Annotated in this window: 19 protein-coding genes and 1 pseudogene; 6 read left to right on the top strand and 14 right to left on the bottom strand. The window is 54.6% G+C overall.

Annotated elements, in window-relative coordinates; genetic code table 11:
* Positions 1-31: 31 nt before the first annotated feature.
* Entirely contained in the window at positions 32-778 is a 747-nt protein-coding gene (locus ACE15A_RS07620; protein WP_053510421.1) for a GntR family transcriptional regulator, read from the top strand.
* Here the strand turns inward: ACE15A_RS07620 and ACE15A_RS07625 are convergent.
* From ACE15A_RS07625 to ACE15A_RS07635, 3 genes are read right to left on the bottom strand one after another with little or no spacing between them, the layout of a single operon-like run.
* Positions 752-1,717, bottom strand: coding sequence for a PfkB family carbohydrate kinase (locus ACE15A_RS07625; RefSeq protein ID WP_053510420.1), 966 nt, complete (start codon positions 1,715-1,717; stop codon positions 752-754). The two genes, ACE15A_RS07620 and ACE15A_RS07625, sit on opposite strands and share 27 nt — an antisense overlap.
* A complete protein-coding gene (locus tag ACE15A_RS07630; RefSeq protein WP_053510419.1) occupies positions 1,714-2,718 on the bottom strand; it encodes an ADP-ribosylglycohydrolase family protein in 1,005 nt (334 codons plus the stop codon). Before ACE15A_RS07630 ends, ACE15A_RS07625 begins: the two co-directional genes overlap by 4 nt.
* The gene (locus ACE15A_RS07635; protein ID WP_053510417.1) at positions 2,715-3,986 is read right to left on the bottom strand and encodes a nucleoside permease; all 1,272 of its coding nucleotides are present in this window, start codon (positions 3,984-3,986) and stop codon (positions 2,715-2,717) included. The genes ACE15A_RS07630 and ACE15A_RS07635 overlap by 4 nt, the downstream gene beginning before the upstream one ends.
* A gap of 253 nt (positions 3,987-4,239) precedes the next feature.
* On the opposite strand from ACE15A_RS07635, the gene fbaB reads away from it, so the two are divergent.
* Positions 4,240-5,292 carry a class I fructose-bisphosphate aldolase gene (fbaB, locus tag ACE15A_RS07640; RefSeq protein WP_000129590.1) on the top strand — a complete coding sequence of 351 codons (1,053 nt, stop codon included), beginning with the start codon at positions 4,240-4,242 and terminating at the stop codon, positions 5,290-5,292.
* A gap of 52 nt (positions 5,293-5,344) precedes the next feature.
* On the opposite strand, the gene yegS is transcribed toward fbaB, so the two are convergent.
* Positions 5,345-6,244, bottom strand: coding sequence for a lipid kinase YegS (gene yegS, locus ACE15A_RS07645; RefSeq protein WP_053510416.1), 900 nt, complete (start codon positions 6,242-6,244; stop codon positions 5,345-5,347).
* Positions 6,245-6,857: 613 nt separating this feature from the next.
* Here yegS and ACE15A_RS07650 point away from each other — a divergent pair.
* Both ACE15A_RS07650 and ACE15A_RS07655 read left to right on the top strand, forming a co-directional pair.
* Positions 6,858-7,193 (top strand): hypothetical protein, encoded by a 336-nt coding sequence (locus ACE15A_RS07650; RefSeq protein ID WP_044136334.1) that lies wholly within the window; start codon positions 6,858-6,860, stop codon positions 7,191-7,193.
* Positions 7,194-7,311: 118 nt separating this feature from the next.
* Complete coding sequence (locus ACE15A_RS07655; RefSeq protein ID WP_064055883.1) at positions 7,312-7,728, top strand: CesT family type III secretion system chaperone; 417 nt, start codon at positions 7,312-7,314, stop codon at positions 7,726-7,728.
* A gap of 9 nt (positions 7,729-7,737) precedes the next feature.
* Here the strand turns inward: ACE15A_RS07655 and ACE15A_RS07660 are convergent.
* The 8 genes and pseudogenes from ACE15A_RS07660 to mdtA all read right to left on the bottom strand — a co-directional run.
* Positions 7,738-7,917: pseudogene (locus ACE15A_RS07660) on the bottom strand (non-LEE encoded effector protein NleB); the annotation flags it as partial.
* Between the two features lie 452 nt (positions 7,918-8,369).
* Positions 8,370-9,731, bottom strand: coding sequence for a tRNA 5-hydroxyuridine modification protein YegQ (gene yegQ / locus ACE15A_RS07665; RefSeq protein ID WP_053510574.1), 1,362 nt, complete (start codon positions 9,729-9,731; stop codon positions 8,370-8,372).
* A gap of 149 nt (positions 9,732-9,880) precedes the next feature.
* Positions 9,881-10,603, bottom strand: a complete 723-nt coding sequence (gene baeR / locus ACE15A_RS07670; RefSeq protein ID WP_023248275.1) for a two-component system response regulator BaeR — start codon at positions 10,601-10,603, stop codon at positions 9,881-9,883.
* On the bottom strand, positions 10,600-12,003 hold the full coding sequence (gene baeS, locus ACE15A_RS07675; protein ID WP_023248274.1) for a two-component system sensor histidine kinase BaeS: 1,404 nt from the start codon (positions 12,001-12,003) through the stop codon (positions 10,600-10,602). The genes baeR and baeS overlap by 4 nt, the downstream gene beginning before the upstream one ends.
* Positions 12,003-13,415, bottom strand: a complete 1,413-nt coding sequence (locus tag ACE15A_RS07680) for an MFS transporter (protein ID WP_053510415.1) — start codon at positions 13,413-13,415, stop codon at positions 12,003-12,005. The genes baeS and ACE15A_RS07680 overlap by 1 nt, the downstream gene beginning before the upstream one ends.
* Positions 13,412-16,492 (bottom strand): multidrug efflux RND transporter permease subunit MdtC, encoded by a 3,081-nt coding sequence (gene mdtC, locus ACE15A_RS07685; RefSeq protein ID WP_053510414.1) that lies wholly within the window; start codon positions 16,490-16,492, stop codon positions 13,412-13,414. Before mdtC ends, ACE15A_RS07680 begins: the two co-directional genes overlap by 4 nt.
* Positions 16,493-19,615 carry a multidrug efflux RND transporter permease subunit MdtB gene (gene mdtB, locus ACE15A_RS07690; protein WP_129382392.1) on the bottom strand — a complete coding sequence of 1,041 codons (3,123 nt, stop codon included), beginning with the start codon at positions 19,613-19,615 and terminating at the stop codon, positions 16,493-16,495.
* Positions 19,615-20,856, bottom strand: a complete 1,242-nt coding sequence (gene mdtA / locus ACE15A_RS07695; RefSeq protein ID WP_053510411.1) for a multidrug efflux RND transporter subunit MdtA — start codon at positions 20,854-20,856, stop codon at positions 19,615-19,617. Before mdtA ends, mdtB begins: the two co-directional genes overlap by 1 nt.
* 282 nt (positions 20,857-21,138) lie before the next feature.
* On the opposite strand from mdtA, the gene ACE15A_RS07700 reads away from it, so the two are divergent.
* On the top strand, positions 21,139-21,198 hold the full coding sequence (locus ACE15A_RS07700) for a type I toxin-antitoxin system Ibs family toxin (RefSeq protein ID WP_108418456.1): 60 nt from the start codon (positions 21,139-21,141) through the stop codon (positions 21,196-21,198).
* Positions 21,199-21,296: 98 nt separating this feature from the next.
* Here the strand turns inward: ACE15A_RS07700 and yegD are convergent, their stop codons facing one another.
* The gene (gene yegD, locus ACE15A_RS07705; RefSeq protein WP_053510410.1) at positions 21,297-22,649 is read right to left on the bottom strand and encodes a molecular chaperone; all 1,353 of its coding nucleotides are present in this window, start codon (positions 22,647-22,649) and stop codon (positions 21,297-21,299) included.
* Between the two features lie 133 nt (positions 22,650-22,782).
* On the opposite strand from yegD, the gene alkA reads away from it, so the two are divergent.
* Entirely contained in the window at positions 22,783-23,652 is an 870-nt protein-coding gene (alkA, locus tag ACE15A_RS07710) for a DNA-3-methyladenine glycosylase 2 (RefSeq protein WP_053510409.1), read from the top strand.
* Here alkA and ACE15A_RS07715 read toward each other — a convergent pair.
* Positions 23,620-26,610, bottom strand: a complete 2,991-nt coding sequence (locus ACE15A_RS07715; RefSeq protein ID WP_053510408.1) for an MASE1 domain-containing protein — start codon at positions 26,608-26,610, stop codon at positions 23,620-23,622. The two genes, alkA and ACE15A_RS07715, sit on opposite strands and share 33 nt — an antisense overlap.
* Positions 26,611-26,870: the final 260 nt, after the last annotated feature.

The following is a 26,870-nucleotide window of genomic DNA, read 5'->3' on the forward strand; positions in this document are numbered from 1 at the left end:
TGCCTACAGACCCGTCGTCAGGAAAAGATAAATGGAACAAGCGCATACCCGGCTCATCGCGCAACTGAATGAACGAATTTCAGCGGCGGATAATACGCCGCTATACATGAAATTCGCCCAGACGGTAAAGGATGCCGTTCGCAGCGGTATTCTTGAGCACGGTAATATTTTGCCTGGCGAACGCGATCTCAGCCAGCTTACCGGCGTTTCGCGTATCACGGTACGGAAAGCGATGCAGGCGCTGGAAGAAGAGGGGGTCGTCACGCGCGCCCGCGGCTACGGTACGCAAATCAATAATATCTTTGAGTATTCCCTGAAAGAGGCGCGGGGATTTTCTCAGCAGGTTGTCTTGCGCGGTAAAAAACCGGATACGCTATGGGTTAACAAACGCGTGGTAAGTTGTCCGGATGAGGTCGCTCAGCATCTGGCGATCCCCACAGGCAGCGACGTCTTTTTACTCAAACGTATTCGTTATGTTGATGAGGACGCGGTATCGATTGAAGAGTCCTGGGTGCCCGCGCATCTGATTCATGATGTCGACGCGATTGGCATTTCTCTGTATGACTATTTTCGTCGCCAGCACATTTACCCTCAGCGTACCCGATCTCGCGTCAGCGCCCGGATGCCGGATGATGAGTTTCAGTCGCATATTCAAATGGATGGTAAAGTGCCGGTGCTGGTGATTAAGCAGGTGGCGTTCGATCAGCAGCAGCGGCCTATTGAATACAGCATCAGTTATTGTCGTAGCGACCTATACGTTTTTGTGTGCGAGGAGTAGCGCCTCGCGCGTGGGCGCGCAGTCGCCGCCGCGATGCCTGACCACCCAGCTTGCCACCGCATTTCCCAGCAGTACGGCATCCGCGAGCGACCAGCCTGACGCCAGTCCTGCCAGTACGCCGCCAGCATGGCTGTCGCCCGCGCCGATGGTATCCACCACGGTAGCCGGAAACGCTGGCACAAAGCCGGAAGATTGCGCGCTAAAATACCACGCTCCGTCTTTATCGTGGCGCACTACCAGCGGCGCGGAAAAGCGTTTTACCCATGCCTCGCCGAAAGGGCGTGTACCGGTCGCGAACCCGACGCGTTCCGCGGCGATGATTGCCTCCTGGCGATTGAGGGAGACGATGGGCCGGCAGGCCATAATGCGCGCCATTGTATCGTCTGTAATATCACCGATTCGTGGGCCAAAATCGATAAAAGGCGTTACATCGTCGACGGTTTCCAGCCACTGGATCAGTTGTTCGCCACAGGACGAGGCCAGTTGATAGCCGGACAGGTAGACAAGACTGCCCCGCGGTGTCCTGAGCTGCGACAGCCAGTCCGCATTCCACTGATTTTCCACGCCGCTAAAAGACATAAACGTGCGTTCGCCATCCGGTTCGACTAACGCCAGACACCAGCCGTTATCCCCTTCAACCGCGTCAATCACGCTGGATAATCCCTCTTTTGCCAGACGGCGGCGAATCCTCTCCGCCCACACGCCCTGGCCCAGTGGCAGCGCATTGCTGGCGTCAATCCCCAGTCGTTTCAACGCCACGGCAATATTCAGCGCACAGCCGCCGACATTGACGCTCTGTTGTTGCAGTTCAATATCGCCTCCGCGACGCGGCAATGTCCAGGCGTCGGCAATGATATCGATCACTGCCGCGCCGATAACGGTGAGCGGACGCCGGGTGTGCAGGGTAGGTAATAATGTCAGCAACCGTGCGCCGTTCATAATGCCTCCCGCCGTTGACGATAACTCGCCAGCGCAACGGCATAGCGCGCAAAATCCAGCTTATTAACCTCGTCCAGCGTTTGCTTTAACTGGGGGTTAATGGCACTTACCCCGTGTAACGCGCCGCAAATGGCCGTCGCCATCGCGCCGATAGTGTCGGTGTCGCCGCCGAGGTTAGCGCATAGCACGGCACAGCGGTTAGGATCGGTATTCGCCAACTCTACCATGGCGATAGCGCAGGGAACCGATTCAATGGTGCTGGTTCCCGCGCCGATGATCTGATATAGCTGTTCGCTGGCTGATTCGACGCCGTCGGCGCGGCGGACAATTTTTAGCGCCAGTTCCAGACGTGCCGATAGCGAGGCGCTAAACGTGGTAATACGCGCTGTCTGCGCCTGATGGGCGACGGCGGGGAGCGAGTCGGCAATACTTTGCCACGTGTCGCCGTTAACCGCTCGCGAGACGGCCCAGGCGATGACCACGGCACCAGCCACCGCCAGATCGGATTTATGCGTCGGGCTGGAGGCTAACGCCACTTCTGCCATAAAGGCTGTCAGGTTGGTTGGCGGCAACAGGCAACCCAACGGCGAAACGCGCATGGCCGCGCCGTTAGTCACGCCGTTGTTTTCCAGCGCCGCGATGGGTTTGCCGTCGCGAATCGCGTTCAGCGCAATTTTTGACGTCGGGCCGAGTACATTTTTATTGAACGCATCAAAGCGTTCCGCCCAGGCGAGGATGTTACGCCCAATAATCTCGGGATCAATGTTGCCTTCGCATTCGAGCAGCGCGTCGGCCAGGCAGAGCGCCATTGCGGTATCGTCCGTAAACTCCGCGCGGTTAAAATAGCAGGCGGCATTATTCTCTTCTGGGCCGGGCAGAAAGTGGTCAATCCAGCCGAAATGCGCTTTGACGCGCGTTCTCGGCCACAGCTCGGAGGGCATTCCCATCGCATCCCCTAACGCTTGCCCGTAAAGAGCACCGAGAATACGTTCTGCTTTCATTTTACTTCCCCTTGTGTCAACGCAATATCGCGAGCGTCAATAGCAGTGATCTCTTTGTCCGATTCGCGAAAGAAAATCATAAACAGTAGCGCGATGACGGCAATCATTACTGCGCCAAACGTCCACATGCCCGCCCAGTTGAATGTCAGACCGTTAACCGGTTGCGGATAAGCAAACATTTTTTCCATCATCACACCGCCGAGACGATAACCCAGCAGGCTGCCGAATCCCTGACAGCAGAGGGTGATAAGCCCTTGCGCAGCGGTACGCATATGAACCGGCGTTTTTTTATCGACATAAATGTAGGCGGTGACATAGTAGAAATCGTAACTTACGCCGTGCAGCAAAATACCGAGGAACAGCAGGACGTAAGTGAAATATGTCTCCGCGCCGCCATAGACAAAAAAGCCGTAGCGGATCGCGGCGGTAACAAGACCAAGCAACAATACCTTTTTAATACCAAAGCGCTTGGTGAAAAAGGGCAGCGCCAGCATAAAGAAGATTTCAGAGAACTGGCCGAGCGTCATCCAGCCGGTGGCGTTTTTCATTCCCACCTCCGTCAGATAGCCGTTAGCGAAGATGTAGTAGAAGGCCAGCGGCATCGCAAACAGGAAGGAGCAGATGAAGAAAACGAGAAAGTTTTTATCGCGTAGCAGGACCAGCGCATCCAGTCCCAGCATCACTTTAATATCCATCTTGCCGGTGCTTTTTGGCGGCGTGTCTGGCAGACAGAACGCAAATACGCCCAGCAACGCTGAACTTGCGGCGGTGATTAGCAGTGGAATGTTGGTGGGGGAAATATCGTTATAGCCTAACATTTGCGGCAGGAATCCACAGGCGAGGCCGGAGGCTATCCACCCAATGGTACCCATAACGCGAATGCGTGGAAAATCGCGTTCAACGTCCGGTACGTTAGCGAAGGCAATGCTGTTTGTCAGCGCGATGGTCGGCATATAGGTTAATGAATAGGCCAGCAGCAGCGGAAAGAATCCGGCAAAGGTGGTTTGCTGCGCCGCGAAGTACATCAGTACGGCGCCCGCGAACATCAGTACCGCCAGCACTTTTTGCGCCGAGAAAAAACGATCGGTAACGGAGCCGACCAGAATCGGCGACAGGATCGCCGCAATGGCGGTACAGGCATAAGACCAGCCTATTTCACCGGCGGAAAACCCGCTTTTATTTAGCCATAGCCACAGGGGGACGAACCAGGCACCCCAGATAAACCACTCCACGAACATCATGAATGACAGTTTAAAAGTCGTTTTCATTTTTGAATCCTTCATGACAGGTAAGGTACGCCACGACAATACCATCTAATAATACCTTTTGAATACCATTGAGCATTAATTTTGACCGATCTAACACTTTTTCGTACGTGAATCGAGCCAGCAGATAGCGCCGAAAAAATGCGCTAAAGTTGGCAAAAATGATCGGTCAGTACCAGGCTTATTGCGACCCGCAATCTGCGGGGCAGGACTATTCACCTTCCGATACCCTATCGGAACTTACGGGAGCATAGCTATGACTGATATTGCGCAGTTGCTTGGCAAAGACGCCGACAGCCTTTTACAGCATCGTTGTATGACCATTCCTTCCGATCAGCTTTATCTTCCCGGCAAGGATTACGTTGACCGGGTGATGATTGACAATAATCGTCCACCTGCCGTTCTGCGTAATATGCAGACGCTCTATAATACTGGACGCCTGGCGGGAACAGGATACCTTTCGATACTGCCCGTCGATCAGGGGGTGGAACACTCAGCCGGTGCCTCTTTTGCGGCCAACCCGCGCTACTTTGACCCAAAAAACATTGTTGAATTGGCTATTGAGGCCGGCTGTAACTGCGTGGCCTCTACCTACGGCGTACTGGCCTCGGTTTCACGGCGCTATGCGCACCGTATTCCGTTTTTGGTCAAATTGAATCACAACGAAACATTGAGCTATCCGACGGAGTATGATCAGACCCTGTACGCCAGCGTTGAGCAGGCGTTCAATATGGGCGCCGTGGCGGTAGGCGCGACGATCTATTTCGGTTCGGAACAGTCTCGTCGCCAGATTGAAGAGATCTCCGCTGCTTTTGAGCGTGCGCATGAGTTGGGCATGGTGACCGTATTGTGGGCTTACCTGCGTAATTCTTCCTTTAAAAAAGACGGCGTTGATTACCATGTATCCGCTGACCTGACGGGTCAGGCCAACCATCTGGCCGCCACGATTGGCGCGGATATTGTGAAACAGAAAATGGCCGAGAATAACGGCGGTTATAAAGCGGTAAACTTCGGCTATACCGATGACCGCGTGTACAGCAAACTGACCAGCGATAACCCGATTGATTTGGTACGTTATCAGTTGGCGAACTGCTATATGGGACGCGCCGGGCTTATCAACTCCGGCGGTGCGGACGGCGGCGACACTGATCTCGGCGACGCGGTTCGTACCGCTGTGATCAACAAACGAGCCGGGGGGATGGGGTTAATTCTGGGACGTAAAGCCTTTAAGAAATCGATGGCTGATGGCGTGAAGTTGATTAATGCCGTACAGGATGTCTATCTGGATAGCAAAGTCACCATCGCCTGAGTCCAACGAAGAAAAGCCGGATGTTAGCGCATCCGGCCAGCGGTAGGTATTATTAACGCAGCAACGGGCAGTCCGGCGGTAGCCGACAGCGTAATGCGCCTGTCAGGACCTCAATATGAAATTCTTGTCCGCTGAGTGGTTCGCCATCCAGATTAAACGTGATTTCATGCGGCGCATGAATATCAAACCACGCCGAGGTACCGTCAATAATATTCGGATTGTCATCTGACTGCGTGAGTGTGGAAAATAGCGTCGGCAGCAGCTCTTCGCCGGTAAAAATCCGTAGCTGTAACAGCCCGTCGTTAATCAGCGCGGTGGGACATAATTGCTGCCCGCCGCCGGCCTGACGACCGTTGCCGATGCCGATCACCAGCGCATCTCCCTGCCAGTGAAAGTTTTCGCCACGTATTTCGCAGCGGTCAGGTTTCAGCGTATCCATTCTCATCAGACCGTGGATAAGATAGGAGACGCCGCCCAACGCGGCCTTGAGTTTTTCTGGCGTTTCGGTGGTGATGCGGGTGCCAAAACCGCCCGTCGCCATATTGATAAAACAGGTTTTATCATTGACCCGGGCCATATCAATTTCCATCGCGTTTCCGGCAATCGCCAGTTTCAGCGCTTTGTCCAGCGCTTCAGGAATACCGGCGCTGGTGGCAAAATCGTTGGCGGTGCCGAGCGGCAAAAGGCCCAGTGCGGGGACTACGCTGTCGCGGATCTGGATGAGCGCGGTAGATACTTCATTAATGGTGCCGTCGCCGCCGCCAGCAATTACCGTTTCAACGCCCAGCCTACGGGCTTCATCAACGTAACGCTGCGCGTCGCCTTTTTCCCAGGTTACCCGAACGTGAATCTGTATGCCTTCGTCGCGAAGTAGAGTAATGGCCTCACGTAGCGGCTGATTATCAGCGCTTTTGCCATTGAGGATCAGTAAGCTGGCGGGAAAGTTAGCCATCCGTTATGCCTTAATATGTTGAACAACAACCTCCAGAAAGTGTATAGCAGAAATGAGAAAGCGAGGTCAGAACAGGATGAAAATTGAAATGTTGCGCACTTATTGCTTTACCGTTTTTCTGCCTGGTATACGCAGCGGTAAGCGAAGCATGGTTTAAGGCAAATGGCGACAAGAGAGATGCCGTTATGCGCATTGAGTATCGCTTGTGGTAGTGCAAGAAAACCACAAGGGGCAGTCAGACGCTTTCCGATATAGCGCCTTTGATAACGAAACGGAGGATTAACAAGACGACCATACGTCAGTTATCAGTATTAATATTCAAACACCACAATATCAGATAATAACCTGATATTTATTACCAAAAATACTTTTTAATAGCATAAAATCGAAATATTCCTTAGACTGCTTTGGCAGAACCAGGACACACTATTAGACGCTCACTATGCTATCCATAAAACAAAGCGTATATAGATGATGGCTTAGAGAGGTATCTTATTGTCGTACTTTTACCCAAAAAGGGGCTGTGAGCTTCACTTTTCTCACAAATACAATAAGTGAAATCATACTGACATGTAGTGTTTTCTACTTAGAGAGAGAATGAAAGGGGAATTATATGAATGTTAATCCAGCGGTGAATGCGCAAACGCCATTGTTCCATCCTTCTGAACGGTGTAATGAAGAAAAACCAGTAGCTGAAATCGTTGAATTTCACGCTTACGGCAATAAACCCAGATGTTTAATGTGCCTGGGAACCTCGGCATTGTTTACAGGTATTTTCAGTGGGGTATGCTCAGGGGCTGTCGCCAGTGTCAGTAGCGGTGCTACATATACTACCGCCCTGACGGTTTTAGGCGCATCGTTTGGCATGGGGTGTATTGGTCTAATGGGAATATGCTCCGGACTATACCTTAGCGAAAATGCCGTTAGAACCCGACCGGCCGGGCCATAAATGTGTAAACACAGCAAGTCATAGAGAAAGGATGAATTCAGGAGATGATTCGATGGTTTTAAGTGCTCAGGTCAGAGCCTTATGACTTATATGGAAATTTTTAGAGTATGAGGTTGTTATGTATTCAAGAGCCGATCACTTATTAAGAAAATTTTCACTAAAATTAAATGTAGATTCAATTGTCTTTGACGAAAACAGGTTATGCTCATTTCTTATAGATAACTGTTACCGTATCTTACTGTCAAGTACTAATAGCGAGTATATAATGATATACGGTTTTTGCGGAAGGCTTCCGGATAATAATAATCTTGCTTTTGAGTTTCTCAATGCTAATTTGTGGTTCGCAGAGAATAATGGACCACATTTGTGTTATGAGAATAACTCACAATCATTATTACTGGCTCTCAATCTTTCACTCAATGAAAGTACTGTAGATAAACTTGAGTGTGAAATTGAGGTAGTTATTAGATCAATGGAGAATCTGCATCACATTTTACAGGATAAAGGAATAACTCTGGATACCGATTATACGTGACGGTGGGAAGGGGGTTTGGTGATCTAGTGGTAATAGAGGATAATCAAACCCAGCAAAACTTACATGGCCTGATGAAGGTGGACTGAGCGTAGGTGTGATGGTTTGAGTATTACTTTGACATGAAATCAAACCTCTAATCCGGGAAAACATTATTTTAATCCTTGTAAAAGCGGCATTAAAACGTGCCATAACTTTACACGCTTAAATTATCAGTTTTTAACCTTAATTTAACAACCTGGAAACTTTTTGTGTAAGTTCTCACAAAGCAGTTCTTGATTTAATTCACTGATTTTAAACGTTAACGTCACAATGCTAAGTCCTGAGTCTGACCGGATACGGGGAGGGTTATGACTTGCGGGTCGGCAATGAATAGGGAGGTCACGCTAAACTAAGTGCCCATTTGCGCTTTTGTTAATGTGGTCAATATTTAGATGTGGTGGGAAGTGCCGCTTTTTTTATGGATTACACGAAAAAAATAAGCCTGCGTAAGGGAGATTACGCAGGCCAAGGAGGTGGTTCCTGGTACAGCTAGCATTTATGGGTTATGTTTTTCAGCGCGTTGAATAATACCCGTATTGAGCGAAGCGGTATGTGATCAATTTCTAAGAATCTTCCCGCCATGAAAAAATAACCGCAATTAACTACTTAGCATGGGGGTTACGCGTTGATTCGCCTGAGAAATTACGCATCAATAGTGCGTAATCCACCCTGACATCCTGCGGGACAGGCATCCAGACGGTATAGCCGTCGCCAGGCGCCACCGGCATAGCGTCGCCTTTGGCATTCTCCATCTGTTCCAGGGTGAAATTGATATTTCCCTGTGGCGTCATCAGCTCCAGACTATCGCCGACGGAGAATTTATTCTTCACCGCCACGGCCGCCAGTTGGCCTTTACGCTCGCCGGTGAACTCGCCGACAAATTGCTGGCGTTCGGAAACGGAGTACCCGTACTCGTAGTTCTGGTAATCGTCGTGCGTATGGCGACGCAGGAAACCTTCGGTATAGCCGCGATGGGCCAGACCTTCCAGCGTTTCCAGCAGCGTGGGGTCGAAGGGTTTACCGGCGGCGGCATCGTCGATGGCCTTACGGTAGACCTGCGCGGTACGGGCGCAGTAATAAAAGGATTTGGTGCGGCCTTCGATTTTCAGCGAGTGGACGCCCATTTTCGTCAGGCGCTCCACGTGGGCGATAGCGCGCAAATCTTTTGAGTTCATGATATAGGTGCCATGCTCGTCTTCGAACGCGGTCATGTATTCGCCCGGTCTTTGGGCTTCTTCTATCATAAACACTTTATCCGTCGGCGCGCCGATACCGAGCGTCGGCTCAACGTTCTGTACCGGAATCGGTTCGTGCTTATGCACGATGTTGCCGACAACGTCTTCTTTTCCTTCCTGCACGTTATATTCCCAACGGCAGGCATTGGTGCAGGTGCCCTGGTTCGGATCGCGTTTGTTGATGTAGCCGGAAAGCAGGCAGCGGCCGGAGTAGGCCATGCATAGCGCGCCGTGGACGAAAATTTCTATTTCCATATCCGGCACCTGTTGGCGAATTTCCTCAATCTCTTCCAGCGACAGCTCGCGGGAGAGAATCACACGGGTCAGCCCCATCTGCTGCCAGAATTTTACCGTCGCCCAGTTTACGGCGTTAGCCTGTACCGACAGATGAATCGGCATTGCCGGGAAGTGCTCGCGTACCAGCATAATCAACCCGGGATCGGACATGATCAGCGCATCCGGGCCCATCTCGACGACGGGTTTCAGGTCACGGATAAAGGTTTTGAGCTTGGCGTTATGCGGGGCGATGTTCACCACCACGTAGAATTTTTTTCCGAGCGCGTGGGCTTCGTTGATGCCAAGCTGCAAATTTTCGTGATTGAATTCGTTATTACGCACGCGTAAAGAGTAGCGCGGTTGGCCCGCATAGACGGCATCGGCGCCGTAAGCGAAAGCGTAACGCATGTTTTTCAGCGTTCCCGCCGGCGAAAGGAGTTCTGGTTTAAACATCATTTTCTCGTTCTGATGACAGGTCAGATCCGCCTCACCTGATGAGGCGGCTGGAGGAGAGTCCTCACTTTAAGGGCGGGCATTGTAGCGCTGTGGCGCGGGGAGGTAAAGGATAACGCCGGATGGTGGGCGTGATAAGCGAAACGCCATCAGATAATCCTGCACGCGTCTGCTTCCCAGCGATATCCCACCCCGTAGACCGCACGTATAAATGACTGTTCGGCATCCAGCGATTCCAGTTTGCGGCGCAGGTTTTTAATGTGACTGTCGATAGTGCGATCGGTCACCACACGGTAGTCGTCGTAGAGGTGATTTAACAACTGCTCGCGGGAAAAAACTTTACCCGGTTCAAGCGATAAGGTTTTTAGCAGACGGAATTCAGCGGGGGTTAAATCCAGCGCTTTACCACACCAGGAGGCCTGAAAGCGGCTTTCATCAATCATTAACGGGCTTTCGGCATCCTGCTGCTGGAGTTCGCGCTGCGGTTTACAGCGGCGCAAAATCGTTTTTACGCGGGCCACGACTTCGCGCGGGCTATAAGGCTTACAGATATAATCATCGGCGCCGATTTCCAGCCCAAGCAGCCGATCGATCTCTTCGATTTTGGCCGTGACCATCACAATGGGGATGTCGGAAAAACGGCGAATCTCCCGGCATAACGTCAGACCATCGGTACCCGGCAGCATCAGATCCAGCAGGATCAGATCCGGCGGCGTTTGACGCACATACGGCAGTACCTTGTCGCCGTGATTGATGAGCGTGGGGGCGTAACTCGCCGCGCGTAAGTAGTCGATAAGCAACTGTCCCAGCTTGGGTTCATCTTCAACAATCAAAATGCGCGGCGTGTTTTCATCAATGGGTAACTCAGTCATACTTCTCTCTGTAAATCGCGATCCAGCGGTAACTCTACTGTAATGCTAACCCCGCCAAAAGGCGAATGAGCGGCGTGAAGATGACCGTTATGCGCGTGTACAATATTGACGCATATCGCCAGCCCCAGTCCAGAACCGCCGCTGGCGCGGTTACGGGAAACTTCTGTGCGGTAAAAACGTTCAAAAAGTTTTTGTAACTGTTCATCGCTGACGCCCGGTGCAGAATCGGCAAAGGTCAGGAATAATGATTTGTCGCGTTGTTCGGCCGAAATATGCAGGCCGCCGCCGCTGTCGGTGTAGCGCAGACTGTTTTCCAGCAGATTATTAAACAGTTGCATCAGGCGATCCGGGTCGCCGAAGATGGTCATGCTATCTGGCAATGCGTAATGTAGCGTTAGCCCTCGGCTGGTAAAACGCTCTCTGAACGCGCCGCCAGCGACTTCCAACAGGGGAACAAGATCGACGGTAGTTTTTTGGTAAGCCAGCGCTCCCTCGTCAGACAACGAAAGCTGATGCAGATCGTCAACCAGTTTGGTAAGCGTACCGACTTCCGCCTGTAGCGAGGTAACGGATTCCGGCGTGAACTGGCGAACACCATCCTGAATGGCTTCCAGTTCGCCACGCAATACCGCCAGCGGCGTGCGCAGTTCGTGGGAAATATCCGCCATAAAGTCGCGGCGCATCTGTTGGTTTTTTTCCAGCGTGCTGGCAAGCTGGTTAAAGTCCTGCGCCAGTTTTCCCAGCTCATCGGCGCTGGTTGGGGTCACGCGAGTGGTAAAATCTCCCGCCGCCAGTCTGTGCGTACCCTCGACCAACCGTTTGACCGGAGCGAGCAGGCCGCGCGCCAGCAAAAACGTCGCCAGCGCGGCCAGCAACGTTGATAACGCCACGATCATCCAACTGGCGCGCCGCTGCTGCTTATCAAAATTAATATCCGTATTGCGCGTCAGCCGCTCGACAGGAGAGGCGATAACCGCGCCGACTTCGGCGCCATTGACCAGAATGGGCCGGCGAGTACCGTCATGCGGCACCGGACCGCGTGGGCCGACCAGCACACGGCCATTTTGATCGACGACCCAGAACTGGGTGCGCCAACCGTGCGGCGGCATACCGGGGCCGGGTTTATCCCGGTCGTTGTCATGCTCAAATGAACGCAGAATCTGGAAAACGAAGCGATCGTTGTTGCGTAAAAAACGCCAGTTGCCGTGTTGCTGGTACTGGTCGCCCAGCGCATCGCCCAGCATTTGTAGCCGCTGCTCGTTACCGTGTTTGATATAGTCAATAAATCCGCGTTCAAAACTGACGCGTACGGCCCAATGCATACTGATCAGCAGCACGATGCAGGTGGCGAAAATCGCCAGAAACAGCTTGCCGGTGATCCCGGGCCGCCAGACTTTCATTACAGGCTCCTTTTACGCCGTGAAATGACCATGTTTTGCTGTGTATCGTTCGGTACGCGGGCAAAAATTATCGCCGGTAGCGCGATAATAACCGCCATACATAGCCAGGTGTACATAAAGACGTGATGTGTGGCGCTACTGTCTATACCAATATGCTGTTGACCAAACATACCCAGCAGCATTCCGGCAATAGTGACGCCGATACTCATCGAGAGCTGCATAATCATCGATAATAAGCTATTGCCGCTGCTGGCCAGCGTATCGGGAAGGTCTTTTAGCGTTAGGGTATTCATGGAAGAAAAACGCGCCGAGTTCACCATTCCCTGCAAAAGCAGTACCAGCGGCAGGAGATAATACCAGCCGAGCAGCGCGACCGACATAAACAACAGGCTAACCAATGCCAGTCCGAGCGTGGTCGCCACCAGAACCCGACGATAGCCAAAACGGTTAACTATCTGCACCACAATCCGCTTCATTCCCATGCTGCCCAGCACCATGGGGATCATCATCAAGCCGGCATGAAACGGTGAAAAACCGAGACCAATCTGCAAAAAGACCGGCGTAATAAACGGCAGCATACCGCTGCCGATACGCCCGGCAAAACTGCCCAGCAACCCCAGTGAAAACGTGGGCGTACGGAACAATCGCAGGCTGAATAACGCGCCTGAGTTTTTTTTAGCATGAAGGAGATAGAGCAGAATTGCTGCCGCGCCGCCCGCAGCAAGTCCGGCTAATGTCCAGGACGTGATCCCCATGTTTTTACTACCGTCCAGCGCCAGCGTCAGTACCGCCATGCCGATGGCTAGCAGCAGGAACCCCGACAGGTCAAAGCGCCGGGTTTCTATGGTGTAGTTCGGCATCAGCATAAAGGTCGCGATAGCGCCGACAATTCCTACCGGGATATTGATCAGAAAGATCCAGTGCCATGAAGCATATTCCACCAGCACCCCGCCCAGCGCGGGGCCGAGTAACGGCCCTACCTGGCCTGGCAGGGTGACGAAGGTCATCGCCGCCATATATTGCGCACGCGGCACGATTTTCATGACCGTCAGGCGTCCGACCGGCACCATCATCGCGCCGCCTACGCCTTGTAAAACCCGCGCTAATACCAGTTGATTAAGCGTGCCGGAGAGGGCGCAAAACAGCGAACCCAGAGTGAACAGCACGATAGCGGCAAAGAAAATATTACGCACGCCGATTTTATCTGCCAGCCAGCCGCTGGCGGGGAGCATCACGGCGACGGTGAGAACATATGACACCACTACCATGTGCATATGCAGCGGGCTTTCCCCCAGGCTTTTCGCCATGGAGGGCAGCGCAGTGTTGACGATGGTGGTATCCAGCGACTGCATAAAAAAGCCGAATGCCACAATCCAGAGTTGCCAGCGGGTGTTGTCAGGAAGTTCTGTCATATCTCTACTACCGGTTTGCTATTTTTACGCGAAAAACGCAGCCGCAGACGATCGAAAAAGAGGTACACCACTGGCGTGGTATAGAGCGTCAGGAGCTGACTCATGACCAAACCGCCGACAATGGTTATCCCCAGCGGCTGCCGTAATTCCGAACCGTCTCCGCCAGATAACACCAATGGCAGTGCGCCGAACAGCGCCGCCAGCGTGGTCATCATTATTGGACGGAAGCGTAACAAGCAGGCCTGGAAAATGGCTTGTTCTGGCGTCAGGCCGCCGCGTCGTTGCGCTTCAAGCGCAAAATCGACCATCATAATGGCGTTTTTCTTCACAATGCCAATTAATAGCATGATCCCTATCAGGGCGATTAGGCTGAAAGGGGCATTGAAGAGTTCCAGCGCCAGAAGCGCCCCAACGCCCGCCGATGGCAGAGTAGAGAGAATGGTCAGCGGATGGACGTAGCTTTCGTACAGTATCCCCAGCACAATGTAGACGGTAGCGATCGCCGCCACTATCAAAATAAGCTGTGAATTCATGGTCTGCTGGAAGACTTGCGCCGTTCCGGAAAAACTGCCGCGTACCGTCGGGGGGACGCCAAGCTGCGTCATGGTGCGATTAATGGCTTCCGTCGCCTGCGATAACGATGTGCCGGTCGGCAGGTTAAAGGCAATCGTGGACGCCGCGGAAAGCCCCTGATGGTTCACCGACAGCGGCGCATTGGCGGGCCGCCATTGGGCGAAATAAGAGAGGGGGATCGCTTTTCCGTCACGGTTGATAACAAACATTTTCTCCAGCGCGCTGATATCCTGGCTATAGCGCGGATCGACTTCCATCACCACTTTATACTGGTTCATCGGCTGATAAATGGTGGAAATTTGCCGCTGGCCGAAAGCATTATTTAACAGACTGTTTGCGGCCTGAACATCAATGCCCAGCCGTGACATGGTGTCGCGGTCGTAGATAAGGTTCATCTCCGCGCCGTTATCCTGCTGGTCGGAGTTAACGTCCGCCAGTTGCGACAGGGCCGAGAGCGCTTTGCGTATTTTCGGCTCCCATTCGCGCAGCGCCGTCAGGGAGTCAGACAGCAACGTATATTGATAACTGGCGTTAGCCTGACGCCCGCCGACGCGAATATCCTGTACCGCCATCAGAAACAGCCTGGCGCCGGGTTCTTTTGCCAGTTTGGCCCGCAGTCGGTCAATGATTTGCTGCGCCGTCTCTTTGCGTTCGCCGCGCGGCTTCAGCGTAATAAACATCATGCCGCTATTCACCCGCGATCCGCCGGTAAAACCGGTGACATTATTCACCGCCGGATCGTCGCGAATAATTTTCATAAAATCCTGCAGCTTGCCGCGCATGGCCTGGAAAGAGATGCTCTGGTCAGCCTGAATACCGCCCATCAGCACGCCGGTGTCCTGCTCCGGAAAGAATGTTTTAGGAATGGCGATATAAAGCCAGATGTTCAGCGCAATGGTGCCAAGAAAAACCCCGCCGACCAGACGCGTATGGTTGAGCACCCATTTTAACGAGGTGCCGTAACCTTGTTGCAAGGCGACCAGCAGACGGCCAACGCCCCGTTTACGCGGCTGGGTGCGCGGTTTGCTTGATTTAAGCATCCAGCCGCACATCATCGGCGTCAGCGTGAGCGAGACCACCAGTGAAATGCCAATCGCCACCGAGAGGGTGACGGCGAATTCCCGTAATAACCGCCCCGGCAGGCCACCCATTAACAGCAGCGGCAGAAATACCGCCACCAGCGACAGACTCATGGAGATAACCGTAAACCCGACTTCCCGCGTACCCTGTAATGCCGCCTGCAAAGGTTTCATTCCCGCCTCCAGATGGCGGGCGATATTTTCCAGCACCACAATGGCATCATCAACGACAAATCCGGTCGCGATAGTCAGCGCCATCAGCGACAGATTGTTGAGGCTGAAGCCGCACAGATACATGGCGGCGAAGGTGCCGATGAGCGAAACGGGAACGGCGACGGCGGGGATTAGCGTGGCGCGCCCGGAACGCAGGAATAAAAACACTACCAGGATCACCAGCGCGACAGAGATAGCCAGCGTTTCTTCTACCTCTTGCAGCGACGCGCGAATCGTCGGCGAACGATCCTGGGCGATTTGTAAATCGATAGCGGCGGGGATCATTGCCCGCAGTTCCGGTAGTTTTGCCCGGATGCCGTCTACCGTCTGAATAATGTTGGCCTCCGGCAGCTTGCGAATCATCAATAAAATAGCGGGCTTAGCGTTCGTCATCCCGGCGTTACGGACATCCTGTACCGAGTCGGTGACGCTGGCGACATCGCCCAGGCGTACCGCCGCGCCGTTGTTATAGTGAATAATCAGCGGCTGGTATTCAGCGGCGGTTTTCAGTTCGTCGTTGGTCTGTATTTGCCAGCGGTGGACGCTATCTTCAATTGCGCCTTGCGGTCGGCGTACGTTGGCGCTGTTGATCGCTTCGCGGACCTCATCCAGCGAGACGCCCTGGTTAAAGAGCGCCTGCGGGTTTAAGCCTACGCGTACCGCAGGCAGGGAGCTGCCGCCGACGTCAACATCGCCGACGCCGTCAATTTGCGCGATGGTTTGCGCCAGTTGGGTAGAGGCGAAATCATACAGTTCGCCCTGTGACCAGCTCTCCGAGGTGAGCGTTAAAATCATAATTGGCGCGTCGGACGGGTTGGCCTTGCGATAAGTCGGGCGGCTGGGCATTCCACCTGGCAACACGCTTTGCGCGGCGTTGATGGCGGCCTGCACGTCGCGCGCCGCGCCGTTAATATCACGGTCAAAATTAAATTCGAGAATAATGCGCGTACTGCCGAGCGAGCTGCTGGAGGTCATTTCATTGACACCAGCAATGCGTCCCAAAGAACGCTCCAACGGTGTCGCCACCGACGACGCCATGGTTTCCGGCGAGGCACCCGGCAGCGAGGCGCTAACCATAATCACCGGGAAATCGACCTGCGGCAGCGGGGCGACCGGCAGCAGTCGAAAGCCCAGAATACCGCACAGCGTAATGGCGGCGGCAATCAAAATGGTGGCGACCGGGCGGTAGATGAAAAGGGCGAAAAAGCGCATCTACGCCTCCTCTTTATGACGCGGGAAGCGGCTTTTCACGTACAGCGACAGGCGGTCGAACAGCAGATAGATTACCGGCGTGGTAAACAGGGTTAATACCTGGCTGACCAGTAAGCCGCCCACCATGCCGATCCCCAGCGGGCGACGCAACTCCGCGCCCACGCCGGTACTCAACATTAATGGCAATGCCCCGAGCAGCGCCGCCAGCGTGGTCATCAGAATCGGTCGAAAACGCAGTAGACAGGCCTGGAAGATAGCGTCGCGCGGACTCATCCCCTGTTCGCGTTCGGCGGCGAGGGCGAAGTCAATCATCATGATGGCGTTTTTCTTCACGATGCCGATCAGCAAAATAATGCCGATAATGGCGATAATATCGAGCTCGCTGCCGGCGATTATTAACGCCAGCAGCGCGCCGACGCCCGCCGTAGGCAGCGTTGAAAGAATCGTGATCGGATGGATAAAACTCTCATACAGCACGCCGAGCACGATATACATCGCCACCACGGCGGCGACAATAAGCCAGACGGTGCTGCCCAGCGCCGCCTGGAAGGCGAGCGTACTGCCCTGAAACTGCGTTGTAATATCCGCTGGCAGGGCGAGCGTTTTTTCCGTATCGAGAATCGCCTGCACCGCATCGCCGAGCGAATAGCCCTCCGGCACGTTAAACGAAAACGTCGTGACCGGGAACTGATCTAAATGATTGAGGGAGAGCGGGGCGAAGCGCTGCTCAATGCTGGCAATCGCGCTGAGCGGTACGGTGCCGCCGTCGCGACTCGTCAGGCGAATCGTCTCCAGCGCCGCCAGTCCCGGCGTGCTGGCGGTATTATGTTCCAGCACGACGCGGTACTGGTTCGCCTGGGTATAAATCGTTGAAATCAGGCGTTGTCCGAACGCGTTGTAGAGCGCGTTATCCACATCCGCCATGCTGATACCCAGACGGCTGGCGCTGTCGCGGTCGACATTCACCCAGGCCGCTAATCCCCGATCTTGCCAGTCACTGCTTACCTCAGAGAGCTGTGGCGACGACTGTAACGCGTTCAGCAGTTTTGGCACCCAGTGGCTGAGCGCATCGAGCGTAGTGGCCTGCAGGGTAAACTGATACTGGGTGCGGCTGACCTGCGTGTCGATGGTTAAATCCTGCGTCGGCTGGAGATACAGCGCCACGCCGGGAATCGTCGCCACGGCGGTTTGCAGCCGGGAAATTACCTGTTGTACGCGGTCATCACGCGCATCCAGCGGCTTGAGGTTAATTTGCAGGCGCGCGCTATTCAGCGTGGGATTAGCGCCGTCTACGCCAACAAAAGTCGTCAGGCTTTGCACCGCCGGGTCCTGTAATATCCGCTCGGCCACCTGGCGCTGACGTTGCGCCATACTGGCATACGATGACGATTGCGGCGCCTGCAGAGTCCCCTGGATAATGCCGTTATCCTGTACCGGAAAGAACCCTTTCGGGATGACTATCCACAGCATAACGCTGAGCAGGAGCGTAGCGAATGCCACGCTCAATGTGAGCCATGGATGGTTGAGCACTTTCGCTAATCCGCGTCCGTAGCTGGCGATCACGCGTTCAAACACCCGCTCGCAGGCGCGGGAAAAGCGATTTTGTTTACGCAGAGATTGCTGGCTGAGCATACGCGCGCACATCATGGGCGTTAGCGTCAAAGAGACGACGGCGGAGATCAAAATCGCTACCGCCAACGTCACTGCAAATTCGCGGAACAGTCGACCAACAATATCGCCCATAAAGAGCAACGGGATCAGTACCGCAATCAGTGAAAAGGTGAGGGAAATAATGGTAAAGCCGATTTCACCCGCGCCTTTGAGCGCCGCCGCCAGCGGTTTTTCTCCTTTTTCGATGTAGCGTGAGATGTTCTCGATCACCACGATCGCATCATCCACCACGAAACCCGTGGCGATAGTGAGCGCCATCAGCGTCAGGTTATTAATGGAAAAATCCAAAAATACCATCACCGCAAAGGTGCCGATAAGCGACAGCGGTACGGCGACGCCGGGAATAATTGTGGCAGGAATATTGCGTAAAAACAGATAGATAATCATGACGACCAACGCGATCGCCAGCATCAGTTCAAACTGGGTATCGCGCACGGAAGCGCGAATATTGGTGGTGCGATCGGACAGGACCGTGACCTTCACCGATTTTGGCAGGCTTTCGGTAAGCTGGGGCAGCATCTGGCGAATGCTGTCCGCTGTCGCAATGATATTGGCGCCGGGCTGGCGTTGAACATTCATCACGATAGCTGGCGCTTGATTCGCCCATGCGCCGAGCCAGCTATTTTCCGCCCCCTGTTCGACGGTAGCGACGTCGCCCAGTCGTACCGGCGCGCCGTTTTGATACGCGATGATAAGCCTGTGGTATTCGTCGGCAGACTGCATCTGATCGTTAGCAGAAAGCGTCACCGCCCGTTTGGGGCCATCCAGACTGCCTTTCGCCGAGTTGACGTTGGCGCCGGTAATTGCGGTACGGATAGTTTCGCTGGTCAGACCGAGCGCGGCGATAGCCTGAGCATTCAGTTTTACGCGTACCGCAGGGCGCTGCCCGCCGGCAAGCGTCACCAGCCCGACGCCGGAGACCTGCGAGATCTTCTGCGCCACGCGGGTTTCTACCATGTCCTCTACCTGTGTCATCGGCATCGCGTTTGAGGTGACGGCAAGCGTCATAATCGGCGGGTCCGCCGGATTGACTTTGCTGTAAATCGGCGGATTCGGCAGGTCGGAAGGCAATAAATTGGTGGCTGCGTTAATCGCCGCCTGTACTTCCTGCTCGGCAACGTCCAGCGGCAGCGTCAACTGAAACTGTAGCGTCACCACCGATGCACCGCCGGAGCTTTGCGACGACATCTGCTTAAGTCCTGACATCTGGCCGAACTGGCGCTCAAGCGGCGCGGTAACGGCGGAGGTCATCACATCCGGACTGGCACCAGGGTAGAGCGTAACAACCTGAATAGTGGGGTAGTCGACCTCCGGCAAAGCGGCGACGGGCAGGAAGCGATAGCCGATAATCCCGGCGAGTAAAATCGCCGCCATCAGCAGCGTGGTGGCGACGGGGCGCAGAATAAACAGGCGCGACGGGCCGCCCGTACTGCCCGGAGGTAATACCTGCATCAGGCGCGCGCTCCTTTTTGCCCCTCATGGCGGGAAGGTGATTTTTCATCCGCCATGGTGGTTTGCGGCTCAACAACCTCGACTTTTGCACCTTCCGTCAGCCGATCAATACCATCGGTAACGACGCGATCGCCTGCCGACAATCCTGCGCTGATTACCACGTTTCGGTTATCCTGAGTACCGACTTTTACCCGCTTCTTGCTGACGTTATTTTCGTTGTTCAGCACCCACACAAAGTGGCCCTCATTGCCCATCTGCACCGCCGCGGCAGGCACCACAACGGCATTTTGTTCGGTATCGACCAGCATCCGGGCGTTCACAAATTGATTAGGGAACAGCGTATCGTCCTGATTCGTAAAGCGCGCTTTAATTTTGATCGTTCCCGTCGTGGGATCAATCTGGTTGTCCAGACTGAGCAATACGCCTTCGCTCAATTTGTGCGAGTTAGTCCGATCCCAGGCTTCTACGGCCAGAGTTTTCCCCGCTTTTTGCGCCTGAACCACGGTCGCGATATCGCTTTCCGGCAGAGTAAAAATGAGATCAATCGGGTGCGTTTGCGTAATGACGACAATACCCGCGGTATCGCTGCTGGAAATCTGGTTGCCGACATCCACCTGTTTCAGACCCACGCGCCCCGAGACCGGGGCAGTGATACGACTCCAGTCGAGCTGTAACTGTGCGCTGGCGACATTGGCTTCATCCGCTTTAATTGTCCCCTGGGTTTCGTTGACCAGCGCCTGTTGCGCATCCAGTTCCTGGCGGGAAACCAGATTGGTTTTTGCCAGTTGCTGATAGCGCGCCAGATCCCGACGCGCATTTGCCAGCGTAGCGTTATCTTTCGCCAACTGTCCCTGCGCCTGCGCCAGGGCGACCTTAAACTGGCTGGGATCGATTTGCGCCAGCAGATCGCCTGCGTCGACCTGCTGACCTTCCTGAAAGTGCAGGGCGATGAGTTGACCGTCCACGCGGCTACGCACCGTAACGGTATTCGCGGCGGTCACGGTACCCAGCCCGCTCAGATAGCGCGGTACGGCCTGCGTGGTCGCGGTCGCGGCCTGTACCGGCGCCAGAGGGCCGTCGCGCATACCGCGGCGACCTGCGGCGGCGGTATGCGGCGCTTGCGCGGCGATGCCCGGCGCGGCGGTCGGGCTTTCGCTACGGCTATGCCAGAACCAGAACGCGGCGGCGGCCACTACAACCCCAATCGCTATTGCCCAGCGGAAAGTATTACTGCCTTTCATCGGTATAAGTTTCTCATCCTGAAACGTTTTGCGGAATGTTGCTCCCTCTATTGTAGTCAGCAGGGAAGGGAGAAAAATGGAGGAATTATGGAACACGGCCGGGATTATTCTGAATGGCGGCCCGCTTTGCGAGGCGCTACGCAACTCTCAGCGGTGAAAATCGTTAACGCGCCGGAGTGCGGTAAAGTGGCGGCACGGCAAGGAAGGTAAGCCACCGATTTCAGCAGGACGCTGAAACGGGAAAGCCCCTCCCGAGGAAGGGGCCAAAATAAGGAAAGGGTTATGATGAAGTTAGTCATCATACTGGTGATACTCTTAGTGATTAGCCTACCAGCTTACTAAGACACCAGGGGGAGGAGGAATCCTCCCTTACCCTCATTCCTGACGTTAAGCCACATCAAGAATAATGTCAATCCATCAGCGCTGAGCTTGCGAGGCGCTTAGCGGAAAACAACCTCCGCCCAGCGTGCCAGTCCTGCGGTGACGGAGCCGAAATCATCGCCGCCAGCGACGGGTATGCCCGGTAGCTGTTCGGAAAGCGCTTTTTTAATCAATGGTGAACGGGCGCTGCCGCCGGTCAGATAGATGACATCCGGTTTTTCCTGCGCGCTGTCCAGCGCCAGTTGCACCTGTTCCAGAATACGCGCCAGCGGTTGATCCAGCGCCGCTTCCAGTCCTTGCTGGCTGATAGCGACCGCCAGGTCGTCACTGATAAATGGCAGCCTCGCCGTAACATCCGTTTGTCCGGAAAGGGCAATCTTGCTCTCTTCCGCGCAGCGTACCAGGCGGTAGCTAAGCCGCTGACGCCAGACCTTGAGCAGCAACGCGACCTTGTCTGCTTCACGCGCGTTGCGAACCAAATCGTTCAACAGACGACCATTCGCGCTACTGTAAAAATCGCTTTGCGCCGGGACGTCGTTAATCGCGACGGCGTTCCACCACGGCAGCACCGGCAGGGCGATGCCTTTTTCGGTTTCGCCGCCCATGCCCAGCAAAGGCATCAGATTTTTAAAGGCCAGCGCGATATCCAGATCGTTTCCGCCCACGCGGCAACCGCTGTGCCCCAACAGGCTGTTTTCACGATCGGCGCGCTGACGCCACTGCGGCCCCATCAGCAGCATAGAACAGTCGGTGGTGCCGCCGCCAATATCCACGACCAGCACACGCTTCTCTTCCCGCAGCGTAGCCTCGTAGTCCAGGCCCGCCGCGACCGGTTCGTACTGGAATACCACCTCCTGAAAACCGGCGCGTTTTGCCGCCCGCTCCAGAATACCCTGCGCCTGGCGGTTTGCGTCATCGCCGCCCAGTCCCTGAAAGTTAATCGGGCGACCGATCACCGCCTGGGTAATGGCCTCCGGTAACTGGCTGTGCGCCGTATTACGAATATGTACCATCATGGCGCAGACCAAATCTTCAAACAGCGCAACCTGCTGCGGCTTCAGGCCGCTGGCGCCTAAAAAGGATTTCGGCGATTTGACGAACCAAACCTCCTGAGGATCGTCAATATAGTGCGCCAGCGACGCCAGACCAAACTGTACGCTTTGCGCGCGAACTTCAATATCTTCCTCGCGGTTGTAGCGTATCGCGCGGCGTAGCAGCGCCTGGGTTTCTTCGTCCGTTGTCGGCACATCATGATGGCGGTACAGCCACTCGCTCACCGCTTCGCGCGTCGGCGCGCACAGCATAGACGGCAGCAATGTGCTGTTATTTTCCATTGTCAGCAACTGTGGACGTCCGTCGCGCATAATAGCGACCGAGCAGTTTGCCGTACCGTAGTCAAATCCTATAAACACCTTAAAATCCCCATGCCAGTGAAGAAGGGGCGTGACTTTAGCGAAATGTCGTCGCGGCGACAACTGGAATATGAAAGCAAGGCGTTACGTGCGATTAGCGTTTATGCTGAAAGGTCAAATAAAGGAGAAAAGCATGTTTACCCTGAGCTGGCAGCCGCCTTACGACTGGTCGTGGATGTTGGGGTTTCTTGCCGCGCGTGCGGTGGACGGCGTGGAAACGGTAGGCGAGGGCTTTTATGCGCGCAGCCTGGTTGTGGGCGAGCATCGCGGGCTGGTCAGCGTGAGGCCCAATCTGTCCACCCACACTGTGCAGGTTAGCGTGAGCGCCGGATTACTTCCCGTTGCGCCAGCGTGTCTGGCGAAGGTTTCGCGTCTGTTTGATCTTGACTGTCAGCCTGCGCAGGTTGCCGCCGTGCTGGGGCCACTGGGCGAGGCCAGACCGGGGCTGCGTTTACCGGGATCAGTTGATACGTTTGAACAAGGCGTGCGGGCGATACTGGGGCAACTGGTGAGCGTCGCGATGGCGGCAAGGTTGACGGCGAAAGTGGCGCGCCGCTATGGCGAGGCGTTGCCGGATGCGCCCGATTATGTCTGTTTTCCCGCTCCGGTAACGCTGGCGTTGGCCGATCCGCTGGCGCTGAAAGCTCTGGGGATGCCGCTCCGGCGCGCCGAAGCGCTGATTCATCTGGCGCAGGCGACGCTTGCGGGAAAACTGGCGCTCACCGCGCCGCCGGACATTGAGCAGAGTGTTAAAAATTTACAAACGTTTCCGGGAATTGGCCGCTGGACGGCGAACTATTTCGCCCTGCGCGGCTGGCAGGCAAAAGATATCTTTTTGCCCGATGATTACTTAATTAAGCAGCGCTTCGTCGGGATGACACCCGCGCAAATCCGCCGCTACGCGGAGCGCTGGAAACCGTGGCGTTCCTACGCGCTACTGCATATCTGGTATACCCACGGCTGGCAACCGTCAATGGATAGCGAAATAGCTGGTATTCAGTAACAAATCCAGCGGTTGCGCTTCGGCGATGGTGTCGCCATAAATCAGATCCACGCCAATACGGGAGAGCGTATCCAGCACCTGTGGGTTTTGTACCGGTCCGGCGAGCGTTTTGATGTCCAGACGCTGGGCGTGTCCCTGAATAATCGAGGCCAGCATTTCATCCATTAAACTCTCATGAACGTTGGCGATAAGGTCGCTATCCAGCAGTAAATAATCGGCGATATCCGGGGGCAGTAAATTAAACAGATGTAAATCGCGCCCGACATGGCTGAGAATAACCTGGCAGCCGCGTAACCGCAGTTTTTGCAGAGTCGCAATGGCGGTCTGTGCCTGCTTAACGATAATGTCAGCCGGAATAATCAGGTGTAACAACTGTGGCGGCAGCGGGCTATGTTCCAGTTGTTCCAGCAGTTCATCAATAAGGGTAGCGCTGCATAATCCCGCGGCGGACAGCGGCAGCGCGACGCTTAATCCTTTGCTGGCGACGGCGGTCGCCGCATGATGGAAAAACTCATGGAATACCCGTCGGTCGAGCGCATGATGCAGCGCGGAGTCGACTAATCCTGCCCGGAATGCACGTTCTTCCAGAACATCCCCTTCGCTGGTCCACAGCCTGAGTGAGACCAGCCAAAAGCTGGTGGCCTCCGGCGTACGCGGCGGTACGACGTTTCTGGCAAGCATCAGCAGGTGGTTATTTTTAATCATATGCCACTGTTCTTCCAGCGGCATCTTTCCCGTTGAGGGGGATAATGCGTGCTGCGGTTCGTACACGGTCAGACGGCCGCGGCCGCTATTTTTCGCGGCGTAGCAGGCAATATCTGCCTGAGACATGACCTCTGTAAGCTGGCAGTTATGTTCATTTATCATTGTGATCCCGGCGCTGGCGCCGATCCGATGCAGGCGTCCTTCCCACATAAAATGATACTCATTAATGGCGTTGATAAGCCGCGTCGCGATAAAGCGCGCGCTGTCACTATTACTATCCGGCAGAAACAGCCCAAACTCGTCACCGCCCAGACGGGCTAAGAGATCGCCGGAGCGAAGCATACTGAGCATCAGCGACGCGAGCTCGCGCAACAAGGCGTCGCCGGCGGCATGGCCCGCGCTGTCGTTAACCGCTTTAAAACGGTCCAGATCGATAAACACCAACGCATGATGTTGAGGCGATTCCTGTATTGTTTGCAGGCGTTGTTGAAGCCGTTTTTCAAAACTGGCGCGGTTGGCGAGATGGGTGAGGGCGTCATGGGTTGCGCTGTAGCTGAGCTGGCGTAACATTTTTCGTGATTCGGTGACATCCTGGATAACCAGAACCGAACCAATCTTATCGCCGTCAAGCGTGCTGAGCGGCGTGATATTGTAATGAATATCGTAGCTGCCGCCGTTATGACAATGGAGCACTACCTCCTGTTCCATGTCCGATCGTGACCTGTCGGCGCGATAAATATCCTCCAGCAACGGCCCTTTATCACCTGACGTAATGCGCAGAACCGTTAATAATGGCGCGCCTAAAGCATCCTCTTGCCGCCAGCCGCTCATCTTTTCGGCGATCGGGTTCATAAAGGTGATATTCATAGCGACATCGATACACACCACCGCTTCTCCGATAGAGTCAAGAGTAATGTGCAACCGTTCTTTTTCCTGAAACAGCGCTTCGTTCGCTTGCGTAATGCGCTCCATCAACCGCTGGTTTTCCTGCTCGCTTTGCTTGAGATCGTTAATATCTTCAATCTGAGCAATAAAATAGAGAGGTTGATTGTCTTTATGACGAACCAGCGAGACGGCCAGCAGCGCCCAGACGACATCGCCGTTGCGGGTGTAGTAACGTTTTTCCATGGAATAGCTGTTGATGTCGCCGCGCACCAGCATGTTTAGCTGTTCAAGGTCGTTATTCAAGTCTTCCGGCCAGGTCAGTTGCTGAAATGTCATCGCGCGTAATTCATCCTGGCTATAGCCAAGAAAATGGCTCAGGGATTTATTGACCTGTAGCCACTGGCCCTCCGTACCGACCAGCGCCATGCCAATGGCGGAATACTCCATCGCGTTGCGAAAGCGGGATTCGCTCTCGGTGATATGTTTGCGCTCCGTGCGAAACGCGTACATCACCATCGTCATCATATTAGCGGGCAGCAGGATCATTAAAAAAGGCAGCCACGGCATATTGACCATCACGTCGGTTTTCGGCGTGGCGAGCAGCGTGGGATCATTGGCCAGCATGAGCGAGACCACGATAACGGTAGCTAAAAAAATTAAAAACGCCTCCATTCGCGGCAGGCGCACCGCACTCCACATCAGCAGGACGATAACGCACGTAAAAGGCCACGGGATATAGCGCATAGCGAGCCAGCTTAGCGCCAGCGTAATGACCAGCGTCAATAGCGTTTCCAGCAACAGATGCGGGTCGCGATGACGCAACAGATAGTGTGGTTTAAACAGTAAACCTAACGGCACCAGCGCCAGCGCGCCGATGGCTTCCGATAATACCCAAATCAGAAACGCTTTCGAGGCGACCGCTTCCGGCGCTATCAGCCAAAATAACAGGCCGCCGAGTAGCGGCGGAATCACGGCGCTGCCGATAGCCAGACGGAACCAGTCATTCAAATTTTGTAAGGGGTTATACCGGGGGAGCAGTTTTCGCAGCAGTATCGCGCCAGTGGCCGCCTCGATAATATTTATTGCCGTCCAGCTAAAGTTAAGCGAGGCGGCAGGAAATAAAGTCAGTGAGGCGCCGATGCTGCCGAGCGAGCAGGCGACGGCGATCCCTGGCCACAGACGGCCCGCATGGCGGTAAAACGCTACCATCATAATGGAGGTGGGGAACCACAGCGGCGCGAGTTGGGCGCCGAAACGCGATAACGCGAGCGAAAAGAGCGTAAAGACAAACGCGACCAAGCCTAAACTGACCAGACGCAGCAGCGGGTGGGGGACGGTAACGAAAACATGTTGGGATGGTTTACTCATTACCACTCTATCCGAATCGCCGGTAACGTCGCGGAATACCGGACGCGTCAGTTTACTCTGTGATTATGCTAGTATAAACGCGTAATGATTTATACGCTGGCTGGATATAAATTGTGGTTCCCGGCGTATTCCTCCTCCAGACGGGTCGATAAATCCGCTGTCCGCGTTAAAACTGAACGCTTTTACGTCGCAACGTCGAATGCACCGCCAACAAATTAACCGTGGTATAGCGCCGGACTGGTATCGCGCCGCTGAAATCC

It is taken from the genome of Salmonella sp. HY31, from assembly GCF_042604575.1.
Taxonomy (GTDB): Bacteria; Pseudomonadota; Gammaproteobacteria; order Enterobacterales; family Enterobacteriaceae; genus Salmonella; species Salmonella diarizonae.